General features: G+C 63.2%; 11 protein-coding genes and 1 pseudogene. 7 read left to right on the top strand and 5 right to left on the bottom strand.

What is annotated here, in order from left to right; translation table 11 throughout:
• From VNC39_RS05715 to VNC39_RS05705, 3 genes are all read right to left on the bottom strand, one after another.
• Window positions 1-781 (bottom strand): Wzz/FepE/Etk N-terminal domain-containing protein (locus VNC39_RS05715; RefSeq protein ID WP_325397067.1); only part of this gene is annotated, 781 nt, incomplete at its 3' end.
• 11 nt (window positions 782-792) lie between these two features.
• The gene (locus tag VNC39_RS05710; RefSeq protein WP_325397066.1) at window positions 793-1,848 is read right to left on the bottom strand and encodes a polysaccharide biosynthesis/export family protein; all 1,056 of its coding nucleotides are present in this window, start codon (window positions 1,846-1,848) and stop codon (window positions 793-795) included.
• Window positions 1,849-1,940: 92 nt separating this feature from the next.
• On the bottom strand, window positions 1,941-2,213 hold the full coding sequence (locus VNC39_RS05705; protein WP_325397064.1) for a hypothetical protein: 273 nt from the start codon (window positions 2,211-2,213) through the stop codon (window positions 1,941-1,943).
• A gap of 34 nt (window positions 2,214-2,247) precedes the next feature.
• Here VNC39_RS05705 and VNC39_RS05700 point away from each other — a divergent pair, with 34 nt between their 5' ends.
• On the top strand, window positions 2,248-3,318 hold the full coding sequence (locus VNC39_RS05700) for a glycosyltransferase family 4 protein (protein WP_325397062.1): 1,071 nt from the start codon (window positions 2,248-2,250) through the stop codon (window positions 3,316-3,318).
• Window positions 3,315-4,457: a glycosyltransferase gene (locus VNC39_RS05695; protein WP_325397060.1), complete on the top strand. Its 1,143-nt coding sequence runs from the start codon at window positions 3,315-3,317 to the stop codon at window positions 4,455-4,457. The genes VNC39_RS05700 and VNC39_RS05695 overlap by 4 nt, the downstream gene beginning before the upstream one ends.
• 149 nt (window positions 4,458-4,606) lie before the next feature.
• Here VNC39_RS05695 and VNC39_RS05690 read toward each other — a convergent pair whose 3' ends face one another.
• Both VNC39_RS05690 and VNC39_RS05685 read right to left on the bottom strand, forming a co-directional pair.
• Window positions 4,607-5,476 carry a glycosyltransferase family 2 protein gene (locus VNC39_RS05690; RefSeq protein WP_325397059.1) on the bottom strand — a complete coding sequence of 290 codons (870 nt, stop codon included), beginning with the start codon at window positions 5,474-5,476 and terminating at the stop codon, window positions 4,607-4,609.
• Between the two features lie 426 nt (window positions 5,477-5,902).
• The gene (locus VNC39_RS05685; RefSeq protein ID WP_413788783.1) at window positions 5,903-6,595 is read right to left on the bottom strand and encodes an aldolase; all 693 of its coding nucleotides are present in this window, start codon (window positions 6,593-6,595) and stop codon (window positions 5,903-5,905) included.
• Window positions 6,596-6,772: 177 nt separating this feature from the next.
• Here VNC39_RS05685 and otnI point away from each other — a divergent pair, with 177 nt between their 5' ends.
• The 5 genes and pseudogenes from otnI to VNC39_RS05660 form a co-directional block, all read left to right on the top strand.
• Window positions 6,773-7,555 (top strand): 2-oxo-tetronate isomerase, encoded by a 783-nt coding sequence (otnI, locus tag VNC39_RS05680; RefSeq protein WP_325397057.1) that lies wholly within the window; start codon window positions 6,773-6,775, stop codon window positions 7,553-7,555.
• Complete coding sequence (gene otnK / locus VNC39_RS05675; protein ID WP_325397055.1) at window positions 7,552-8,826, top strand: 3-oxo-tetronate kinase; 1,275 nt, start codon at window positions 7,552-7,554, stop codon at window positions 8,824-8,826. The genes otnI and otnK overlap by 4 nt, the downstream gene beginning before the upstream one ends.
• 175 nt (window positions 8,827-9,001) lie before the next feature.
• Window positions 9,002-9,982, top strand: coding sequence for a D-erythronate dehydrogenase (denD, locus tag VNC39_RS05670; RefSeq protein WP_325397053.1), 981 nt, complete (start codon window positions 9,002-9,004; stop codon window positions 9,980-9,982).
• A 144-nt stretch (window positions 9,983-10,126) separates the two neighbouring features.
• On the top strand, window positions 10,127-11,392 hold the full coding sequence (locus tag VNC39_RS05665; protein WP_325397051.1) for an MFS transporter: 1,266 nt from the start codon (window positions 10,127-10,129) through the stop codon (window positions 11,390-11,392).
• A gap of 96 nt (window positions 11,393-11,488) precedes the next feature.
• Window positions 11,489-11,909, top strand: a pseudogene (locus tag VNC39_RS05660) (amidase); the annotation flags it as partial.

Here is an 11,909-nt window from a genome sequence, read left to right as displayed (position 1 = left end):
GATACGGGTTGTACCAGCGGAGCTGCAGGAAGGCGATTTTCGTGGGCTGCTCCACTGAACCGCCCGCCGACACGGCGAGCGCGCCGCCCGATATATCCTCCGCCAGCGCCGCCGGCGATGTGATGCTCACATCATATTTCTTGCCCGGGACGGGCGCGAAATTCGGTAACGCGCCCTCGGCCAGCATTTGCACCCCGTTGCCCGAGGCCGGCTTGCCCAGCACGCCATGCAGCACAAACCGGGACGCGGTGAACCAATTGCCACGCGTCGACAAGGTGTAGGTGCCATCCTTGCCCAGCTCGAGTCGGTAATTGCCGGGCGTCGTCGCGTAGAGCACCTGCACCGTATCGGGCCCCGGCGCGAAAGCATCGGTCCGGCCGCCATTCAGGAAGCGCCAGCGCCAATACGTCATCGGCGGCGTATCGGCCGGCGTGACCCGCGCGTTCATCCCGGTTTCCAGCACCACACGCTGCACCAACGCCCCGGCCGTGATCAGCTCGATCTGCGTGTTGACGTCGCTCTGGCTGGCATAGTCCGTCAGGAAATTCAAATTATCGGCATTGCTGGTCGGCTGCGCGGCGCCGGCGTCGCCGAGATACATCGCGCCATGCGCAGTGAATTGCGGCGTCGCCAGAAGCACGTGAATGACGGCAAAAATCGTCGCGCCCACCACGAAAATGCCAATGGTGCCGGCCCGGCGACGCAGCAGGGAGCTGACGTCGCCAAGGTCGATCGTTTCAGACGCATGCGCGAATGTGGTCGCCGGTAGCGTGGTCGCCATCACCGATCTCCTCAGTAGAGTTTACCCGTGGCGAGATATTTAACCGAGACAAACGGATTAAGAATACTGTTGACCGTATTAAGAGACGGTAAAAGCAGGTTCATGATCTGGTTCCAGGACGCAAGCCCGTTCGGCGGCACGAACACGATGTCTCCCGGCTCCAGTTGGAAGGGCATCGCCTGGCCCTTCACGATCTTGGCCGCGTCGACGATGATGAAATGCCCGGTGTTGCCGTTCGAGCGGATGATATGGACTTGCCCGAGCTTGGACGCTGAATAATTTGTCAGGTCCATGTCCGCGACGCTGAGCGCCTGCAGCAACGACAACGAACCGGCCTGGAACGGCACCGCGCCCGGCTTGCCGACCGAGCCGAACACGAACGCATCCTCGGTGGAAGACGGCGGAATCACGATGGTATCGCCGGAATCCAGAACGATATTCTGACTGAGATCGCCGTTGACCAGCAAAGCGTGCAGATCAACCGGCAATTTTTGTGTCCCCTTCGCCACATAGGCCTGATACAAATCGGCATTCGCAAGATTCACGCTGCCCCCGAGCGAGAGCGCGTCCAGCAGGTCCAGCGCATGGCCGGGATACTTCACGCCAGGAGAGCTGAATTCCCCCAACAGATAGTAACGCAGGCTTTGCGGCGCAACGAGCTGCACCGTGACGTTGGGATTGTTGATGTAGGTCGCATACACGCTCTGGATGCGTTGCTGCGCCTGGGTGATGGTCAGCCCGCCCACTTTGACGTTGCCAACCAGCGGCAGCCCCACGGTGCCATCGCTGGTCACCATCACGCCGCCGAGGCCCGACTGCGCGCCGAGAGAGGGCGCCGAGAGTTCGGGATGCAGATAGACCGAGACCGAAATGACATCGCTTGCCCCCAGCACGTAGGGCCGGTTTGTGTTGTACTCACCGGGCTTATGCGACGGCGGCATCGGAATGGTTTGCGTCATGGTCGAGACGACCGCGCTCGGGACGGTCGCCGTCACCGACGGAACATCGTGCGACTGCATCGGCCCTTCGGCGCAGGCGGAAAGCGCCATGCAGAGCAAAACAACCAATGGTTGTTTTTTGTACCGGTTGATTAACGGTATCAAAGGCCCCAGGTCCGTCGTCCCAGAACGAATGTGATCCATGATGTTGCCTCGGTCTGTTATTTCTTTTTGGTGGTATCGCAGATTTTGCCGTTTAAATAAAGAAGTTCTTTCGCATTTCTGCGCTGGGTCTTGATAGACATATGGAAAATCTTATTAATAAGAAAAAATACGCAACCTGCACACGATTTTTTGATCACATTGCTGCTGTCCGAGAACTCTGATAGGCGATCGAAACGACCTTTGATACCGATTTTTTTGTTTTCATTCGTCGCGGCCGCGCTTACAGATTTTCTTATTTCACGCCCCACCGATGTCGCCAGGGCGCCCATCGCTTTCTCTGCCGGCGCCATCTGCCCGGAAAGGTTGACCAGCCTGGAACCGCTCTACATAAATGGCCGCTTCGCCACTCAGAACCTGTCCGGCGTCCAACGGTTCGCCCAGGAGATCACCGCTTCCTTGCTGCGCATCACCCCGAACACACAGCTTCTGGTGCCCGCAGGCGGCGCCGCTTTGCATCGCGGCGCCCGGGAGACCGGACATCGGCAAGGCCAGGCCTGGGAGCAGCGGGACTTGCCTCGTGCCGCGCGCGACGGTTTCCTCGTCAATCTCGGCAACACCGCGCCTTTGTTCGGCCGCCGGCAGCTGGTCGTGATCCATGACGCGGGCGTGTTCAGCACGCCCGAGGCCTATTCCTGGAAATTCCGCGCCTGGTATAAATTCATGCAGGCGTGGCTGGTCCGGCGAAAGGTTCCTATTGTTGCCGTTTCGGAATTTTCGCGTCAGGAGATCATCCGCCACCTGCATGTGCCGCCGGCGCAAGTCTCGGTGATGACCGAAGGTGCCGATCACGTGCGGCGCATCGCGCCCGACCCCGGCATCTTGCAAAAGCACGGTTTGCGGCAGGGCGACTTCGTTCTGGCGGTCGGAACGCTTTCGGCGCACAAGAATCTCGCGGCGCTTGATGTGCTGGCCCAGCGGCTGGCGGCGCGCAATATCCCCCTCGTCATCGCCGGCAGCCTCGGGGGCAGCGTGTTTCAGGCCGGCGGCGCGGCCGGCTTGCCGCAACCGGCCTCTTATATCGGCCGCGTGACGGATGAAGAGCTCAAAGCCCTGTATGAGCATGCCGGGTGCTTCGTGTTTCCCTCGCGCTACGAGGGGTTCGGCTTGCCCGCGGTCGAAGCGATGGCCTGCGCCTGTCCGGTGGTCGCGGCCGATATCCCGGCGCTACGTGAGACCTGCGGGGCGGCGGCGCACTATGCCGACCCCGGCCGGCCTGAGACGATCGCCGCCCGGGTGCTGGACGTTCTCGACGATCCGGCATTGCATGCCCGGCTCCGCCAGGCGGGTTCCACCCATACGCAAACCATGACCTGGGACCGTGCCGCCGCGATGCTCATCGCCATCATCACCCGCCACCGGCATCCCACCCCATGAGGGTCGCCATTGTTCACGAATGGCTGGAGCATTATGCCGGCTCCGAACGGGTGTTGGCGCAGCTTCTGCAATGCTATCCCGAAGCCGACATTTTCGCCGTGGTGGATTTTCTCCCCGCCGAGGAGCGCGGCTTTCTCGACGGGCGCAAGGTGACGACCAGCTTCATCCAGAAACTCCCCTGGGCGAGTACAAAGTTTCGTAACTACCTGCAGTTGATGCCGCTGGCCGTCGAACAATTCGACCTTGCCGGCTACGATCTGGTGCTGTCCAGCCACCATGCGGTGGCGAAGGGCGTGATCACCGGGCCCGATCAGGTGCATCTCAGCTACGTGCATTCGCCCATGCGCTACGCCTGGGATCTGCAAATGCAGTATCTGCGTGAAAGCAACCTCGAGCGCGGCATGAAAAGCCTGTATGTGCGCTGGCTGCTGCACCAGCTGCGAATATGGGACGTGAGTACCGCCAATGGTGTGGATTTGTTCGTGGCCAATTCCCGCTACATCGCCCGCCGCATCCGGAAGACCTATCATCGCGAGGCGCTCGTCGTCGCGCCGCCGGTGGCGGTGCATAATTTTGTCCAGGGCCATGAGCCACGTGAGGGCTTTCTCGTGGCCTCGCGCTTCGCACCCTATAAACGGGTGGAACTGATCGTCGAAGCCTTCCGCCGTATGCCGCAGCACCGGCTCACCGTGCTGGGCTCCGGCCCCGGGCAGGCGCTGATCGCGCAGACCGCCCAGAACGCCCCCAACATCACGCTGCGGCCGCCGGCGGCGCAGGATGAACTGGTCCGGCTAATGCAGGGAGCCCGCGCCATGCTGTTCGCCGCCGAGGAGGATTTCGGCATCACCACCGTCGAAGCGCAGGCCTGCGGCACCCCGGTGATCGCCTTTGGCCGCGGCGGCGCGCGGGATATCATTCGCCCCGACGCACAGCCGCCCACCGGCATTCTGTTCGACGCCCAAACGCCGGAGGCGATCATCGAGGCGCTCGCCCGTTTCGAAGCCATCGAAAGCCGGATATCCCCGGCCGCCTGCCGGGAGAATGCGTTGCGCTTCTCCGAAGAACGCTTCCGGCACGCGATGCAGCAGGTGGTCGGCGACGCGCTCACCAGCCATCACCGCGGCCCGCCTTTCAAGTAGGTAGAAAGAAAGAAGCCGCTTTTTGAAAAAAGCGGCGCAAAAACTTTTTCGAAACTGGGCCCGTGGCGTTGAAACGGTACCGGCCCAAATGAACAAAGTTTTTTTGCTACTTTTTGTTCACAAAAAGTAGCCTTCCTTCCTTGTCTTCCTTACCGCAGCGACAAAATGGCCGTCGGGTCGGATTTGCCGGATAAAATATGCCAGAGTCCGAGCCAGTTGCCGCGCGCGCGCCCCAGCCGGTCGATGAAAGGTTCCGGCTTCAGGGCGCGAACATGGTTGGCGGCAAGGTTCCGCGCCATCAGCAGCGCGGCCTTTTTCGGCCGCATCGTCCCCTTGCGCACGAGATAAGCGGGATTGACCATTTGCGAGAAACCCAAAGCGAGCCCGGGGCTGCGGCCCTTGCTCACGCCGCGATGCACGCCGGCAAAGGCGTTGGTCTTCACCACGCGGCCTTTGCGCAGCAACTGCCCGGCGAAATCGACATCCTCCTGCCAGGCATAGAGCGGCAATTTCTCGTCGAAACGCAGGTCCCGCACCGCTGAAGTGCGAAACGCCATGTTGCAGCCGTAGAGCTCATCCACCGGCCTGACGGAATAAACCGCCCCGGCCGCCCCGCGCTGCGCGTTCGCGACCGCCAGCGCGGCATCGTAAGGAATGCCGCCCTGCTTCACGCCATCCTGCAACACCAGCCCCGTCGCCCCGACAATGTCGGGGTATTTGGCGAACAGCCGGGTCACGCCTTCGAGCGCGGTCGGGGTCGGCAAAAAATCGTCATCGTAGAATATCACCACATCGGCGGCGTCTTGAAGCGCATCCAAGCCCCGGTTGCGCTGCGCCGTCAGCCCTTTGCGCCCCATGATGACCTGCACAAGCGGGTCCACCGCGCCGGGCAAATCCTCCTGCCGTTCGACCGACAGGATGATTTTGGCCGGCCGCAAAGTTTGCCGATTCAACTGCGCGAGGAGTTGGCCGATCTCCTCACCCCGATTGACCGATGCCACTATGACCGCGACGTTCACTGCTCTTTTTCCAGAACGGTTTCTTTTCAAAATCATGGCACCGATTCAGCGGCACGTCTGCCGAATCGCTACGCGCGCCTCGGAGGATTGTACAATAATTTAGACAACTCGTCAGATCATCGCACCACGGAATCGCGCCTCTCACGCGGCGTGAATTTCTCCGTGCCTAACGCGTATGGCTACCGCTGATTGAAAATCCCGGCCACCATGCCGCCTTGCTTTGCCACAAGCAAGGCGAAATGGTTTTTGGGGTATCAGATCTTCGTGAAGCCAAACGCATTTCCGTTAAATTTGATCAAAACCATTTGAATTCCCGGCGTTCGTTAGCCGAACCATACGTGCATCCGCCCCGAAAAACACCAAGATTTAATTTCAATGACAGAATAATTCCACAGTCCTCCGCACGCCGCCTGGAGCCGGCGGAACCTAACCAGGCCCGTGATCGTGGGCGGCATCGGGGTGCGCTAGATCATGCAATTTGAACGCCGTTATCAGATCGGCAATCTGCGCGCGTGACAATAAACGCGGATTCATGTTGCGCAGCAACAAATACAGTTTCGCCGTTTCCTCCAGTTCCTCGGTCGCGAACACCGCGGCTTCCAGCGAGTCGCCCGCGACCACCGGGCCGTGATTGGCCAGCAGCACCGCGGCATGGCGCCCGGCCAGACCACGGATCGCGTCGGCGACCGCAGGATCGCCCGGGCGATAATACGGCACCAAAGCGGCGTTGCCGACGCGCATCAGGTAATAGGCGGTGAGCGGCGGCAGCACCGCTTCGGGGTCGATGTCCGGCAGCATCGACACCGCGACCGAATGGGTGGAATGCAGATGCACCACAGCCCGCGCGGCGCCACGTGTTTCATACAACGCGCTGTGCAGCGGGATCTCCTTGGTCGGCTTGTCACCGCTGATCAGCCGTCCCGCCGCGTCGAGCCGCGACAGCCGCGCAGGATCAAGAAAACCGAGCGAGGCGTTGGTCGGCGTCACCAGCCAGCCGCCATCATCCAGCCTGAGGCTGATATTGCCCGACGAACCCGGCGTCAGCCCACGCTCGAACAGCGAGCGTCCATAGCGGCAGATGCTCTCACGCAACGCAAACTCTTCCTGCAGATCCGCCACGGATGATCCTTTCCGTTATGCCCTCACCTTGCCGGCATGATAGGCCTGATATAATTTCAATGACAATGCGTTCGATCGGCTTGGTTTTCCGGAACGCGCTCGAGGGTTCCGGCTGGTGATCCCGCTTGCGCCATGGAAACCGGCCGCCGATTATAATTTTGCAACGGAGACGTCTACGTGCTGCAATTTTCTGCCAACCTTTCCTTCATGTTCAATGAATGGAGTTTCCTCGACCGGTTTGCCGCGGCAGCTGATGCCGGCTTCACTTCGGTCGAATATCTCTTCCCCTATGAATTCACGCCGGATGCGATCGCGACGGCGCTGCAGAAAAACCGGCTGACGCAGGCGCTGTTCAATTTGTATCCAGGCGATTTCGCCGGCGGCGATCGGGGCCTCGCCGCCCTGCCGGCGCGGGAGAAAGACCTTACCGCCTCGATCGCCCAGGCGCTCACTTACGCCGAAGCGACCGGCGTCAAGCGCCTGCATCTGATGGCCGGCCTGGCCGATGCGCAGGATCCGGCAGCCATGAGCCATTACCGTCATTCCGTGCGCCGCGTGGCCGAAGCGCTGGCGGCGCGGCACCTCGATCTCGTGCTCGAGCCCATCAATAACCGTGACATTCCCGGCTATTTCCTCAACAATGTCGATGTCGCCGCGGCCCTGATCGCCGAGGCCGGGCTGCCCAACCTGAAGCTGCAATTCGATATTTATCACTGCCAGATCATCCATGGCGACGTGACGATGCGGCTGCGCAAATATCTCGGCATCACCGGCCATGTGCAGATCGCCAGCGTGCCGTCGCGCCACGAGCCGGACGATGAGGAACTGAATTACCCGTTCCTGTTCGCGGAATTGGAGCGGCTCGGCTATGCCGGCTTCATCGGCTGCGAATATCGGCCGCGCGGCAAGACGCTGGACGGTCTCGCCTGGTTCCAGCCCTACGCCGGAACACGCGCGTGAGCCTGGTCCTCGGCGCCGTCGCCGACGACTATACCGGCGCGTCCGATCTCGCCAACACGCTGGCCCAGGCCGGTCTGCGCACCGTGCAGACCATCGGCGTGCCGGATGCCGGTTTGCCCCTGACCGACATTGACGCGGTGGTGGTGGCGCTGAAAAGCCGCTCCATCGCCGCGGATGAGGCGGTGGCGCTTTCGCGCCATGCCGCGGCCTGGTTGCGCGACCAGGGCGCGCGGCACGTGATGTTCAAAGTGTGCTCGACCTTCGATTCCACCGATGCCGGCAATATCGGCCCGGTGATGGACGCGTTGCGCGAGGATTTTCATGCCGCCTCGGTGCTCGTCACGCCCGCATTCCCCGGCACCGGGCGCACTGTGTTCATGGGCCATCTGTTCGTCGGCGAGGTGCCGCTGAATGAGAGCCCACTCAAGGACCATCCGCTGAACCCGATGCATGATGCGAATCTCGTTCGTGTGCTGGCGCGGCAAAGTCGCCATCCGGTCGGACTCATCCCCTTCCCGATCGTCGAGCAGGGCGGTTACGCGATTCATAAAGCGATGGAGGCGCTCCGCGCCGATGGCAAAAGGGCGGCCATCGTCGATGCCGTGGCGGGCCGGAATTTGCAGGCGATCGGCGAGGCGGCGTTGCTGAACCCGGTTTCCGTCGGCGCCTCCGGCCTCGGCCTCGGCCTGGCCCGCGCGTTGATCGCGGGCCGCCAGTTGGCACCGCGGATGGACGAGGAGGAAGCGGCGCCTTCCGTGGGCGGCAAGGCCGCTATGCTGGCCGGCAGTTGCTCGCAGGCGACACTCGCGCAGATCGCCGCCATCGAGGCCGACATTCCGGTGTTGCGCCTGGATATCGGGCGGATCCTGGCGGGTGCCCCGGTGGCCCAGGAGGCCCTCGACTGGGCCGATTCCCGGTTGGCCGACGGGCCGGTGCTGATCGCCAGCAGCGCCCCGCCGCACGCCGTGGCGGAATTTCAGAAGCAGCATGGGCGCGAACAGGCCGGCAGCCGGATCGAGCACTGCCTGGCGGAAATCGGCGCCGGGCTGGTCGCGCGCGACGTGCGCCGGCTGATCGTCGCCGGCGGCGAGACCTCGGGCGCGGTCGTCGACCGCCTCGGCATCCGCGCCTTCTCCGTGGGGCCGGAAATCGCCCCCGGCGTGCCGGTGCTGCGCACCGTCAGTGAAGACACCGCCATGCTGCTCGCCCTGAAATCCGGCAATTTCGGCGGCCAGGATTTCTTCCGCCGCGCGCTCGAAATGATGACGTGAAGAAAGATGTAGGAAGGAAGCGCTACTTTTTGTGAACAAAAAGTAGCAAAAAAACTTTTTTGACTTTAGGCCGTGCTGGCTTCACCGCCATTGACCCAGCACAACAAAAATTTTTGCGCCGCTTTTTTTTAAAAAGCGGCCTCTTTCTCCAACTCTCCAACCAAGGTCCTTTCCCATGCATGTTCTGATCATTGGCGCTGCCGGCATGATTGGCCGCAAACTGACCGCGGCGATCGTGAAGGATGGCGGTCTCGACGGCCGGCCGGTCGACCGGCTGACGCTGCTCGACGTCATCGCCCCGGCGCGGCCGGAGGGTTTTGCCGGCCAGGTGGATGCCTTCGCCGCCAACATCGCCGATCCCGCCACCGCCGAACGCGCCGTCGCCGCGCGGCCGGAGGTGATTTTCCACCTCGCGGCGATCGTCTCCGGCGATGCGGAAGCCAATCTGGAAAAGGGCTACACGGTAAATCTCGACGGCACGCGCCTGCTGTTCGACGCGGTGCGACGGGAGCATGAACGTTCCGGCTATTGTCCGCGTGTCGTCTTCACCTCCTCGATCGCGGTGTATGGCGCGCCGCTGCCGGATGTCATCGATGACGACTTCGCGTTAACGCCGCTCACCAGTTACGGCGCCCAGAAGGCGATGGGCGAATTGATGCTCGCCGACTATTCCCGCAAGGGCATCATGGACGGCATCGGCCTGCGCCTGCCGACCATCTGCGTGCGCCCGGGCAAGCCGAATCTCGCCGCCTCCGGCTTCTTCTCCGGCATCATCCGTGAGCCGCTCGCCGGGCTGGAGGCGGTGTTGCCGGTCGCCGATACGGTGCGCCACTGGTTCGCGAGCCCGCGCGCCGCGGTGGGATTCCTGCGCCATGCGGCCAAGATCGACCTCGCCCCGCTCGGCGCGCGCCGCAATATCATGCTGCCCGGCCTGTCGGTCACGGTCGCCGAGGAGATCGAGGCGCTGCGCCGCATCGCCGGCGACAAGGCGGTGAGCCTGATCCGCCGCCAGCCGAACGAGACCATCGCCACCATCATCAGCGGCTGGGCCAAGGCTTTCGCGCCCCGCCGCGCCGAGGCACTGGGCTTCGTCGCCGACCGATCCTTCGACGAGATCGTCCGGATCTATATCGAAGACGACATGCCGAAAGCCTGAAACCGCTCGGGGCGCGGCCGGCAAGGGCCGCGCCCTCTGCCGCGCCACACTAAATCAGACAGCACATATGTCTGGTTTGCATTGGCAGCGCGGCCCGTTCCAGCGCTAATGACGGTTTGTAAAGACCGGGATTTGCCGCCTTTCATGGATACTCTTCGCAACGCCGCCCCGCGCGCCGCGTCATCGTCGAACGTCACCGGGCAGATCCTGTCCACGGTGGTGTTCAACCTGGTCGGCTATTTCCTCATCGGCCTGCCGCTGGCGGTGTTTCCCGGCGTCGTTCACGGCCAGCTCGGGTTCAGCGCCACCCTGGCCGGCTTCCTGATCAGCCTGCAATATGTCGCGACCTTCGCAACGCGCTCGACCGTGGGGCGGATCACCGACACCTTGGGTCCCAAATGGGCGGTGCTCGGCGGGCTGGCCAGCGGCGTGGCGAGCGGGCTGTGCATTCTCGAGGCCGCTACCCAGAGCGGCGCCACCTCCATCCTGGTCTGGTTGTGCCTGAGCCGCCTGTTCCTCGGCGGCGCGGAAAGCGGGATCAGCACCGGCTGCGTCACCTGGGGCATCGGCCGGGTCGGCGCCACCTATACCGCCGAAGTGATCTCCTGGAACGGCGTCGCCTCCTATGGCGGCATCGCCACCGGCGCGCCCATCGGCGTCCTGCTCAGCCATATGCACGGGCTGGCCGCGATTGGCCTGGTTACTTTTGTTCTGCCGCTGCTCGCCCTGGTTCTGTGCGTGTTCAGAAGGCCCGTGCCGGTGGTGCGCGGCACGCGCATCGCCTTGCACACGGTGTTCAGCCGCATGCTGCCCTTCGGCACCGGACTGGCGCTGGGCTCGCTCGGCTTTGCCACCATCGTTGCCTTCATCACCCTCTATTTCTCCAACCACCATTGGCAGGGCGCCGCCTATGCGCTCAGCGCGTTTGGCGTGGCCTTCGCCTTGGTGCGGGTTTTCTTCTCCGGCACGATCCGCAAATTCGGCGGTTATCGCTGCAGCCTCGTCTCCTTCGCCGTCGAATTTTGCGGTCTGTGCCTGATCTGGCTGGCAACGGCGCCTTGGATGGCGATCATCGGAGCGATGCTGACCGGATTCGGCCTGTCCCTGATCTTCCCCGCCCTGGCGGTGGAGGCGCTGAAGACCGTGACGGTCTCCAACCGCGGCGCCGCGATCGCCATCTATACCATGTTTTTCGACGTCGCCCTCGGTGCGACCGGCCCGCTCGCCGGGCTCGTGATCGGGCGTTACGGCTATCCCTCCGTCTACCTGCTGGCGGCGCTGGCGGTGGCTTGCGCCCAGGCGTTGACCTGGCGGCTTGCGGCCCTGGCGAAGACAAGGCGCATGCCGCTGCCCCTCGACAGCTCCGCACCCGTAGAGAGCGCACCGCCGGCGGTGCAGGCTCGGACTTGAGGTATGGGCAACGCTGGCGACAACGCCCAAGGCCCGGCATAATGAAAGTTTTTGCGCCGCTTTTTTCAAAAAGCGGCCACTTTCTTGAGGTCTTTTTTGTCTGACCCCCTGCCGTTTTCCGCCGCCGCCCTCGCCGCTGCCGAGCCTTTGTTCGGCATCTGCTACACCGAGGCTGAGCGCCAGCTGATGCTGGACAATCTTGCCGAGCAGATCGCCCGGGCGCAGCAGCGCCGCGCGGTCGCCCTGCCCTCCGCCCTCGGCCCGGCCACGCGCTTCGATCCCAGGCTGCCGGGGTTTCGCGCGCCATCGGCCGGGCCGTTCCAGATCACCCCAGCCACGGATCCGCTGCCGGACCATGACGAGGACATCGCCTTCGCGCCGCTTGCCGCGCTGCAAGCCTGGATCCGCGGCGGCGACCTGACCGCCGCGCGGCTGACCGACATCTATCTCGCGCGCATCGCCCGGCTGAACCCTGTTTTGTTCTGCTTTTCGGTCGTCACCGCCGAAGCGGCGCGGC

Origin of the sequence: Acidocella sp. (assembly GCF_035535915.1) — a bacterium.
Lineage (GTDB): Bacteria > Pseudomonadota > Alphaproteobacteria > Acetobacterales > Acetobacteraceae > Acidocella.
This window is presented reverse-complemented; position numbering and strand designations above follow the sequence as displayed.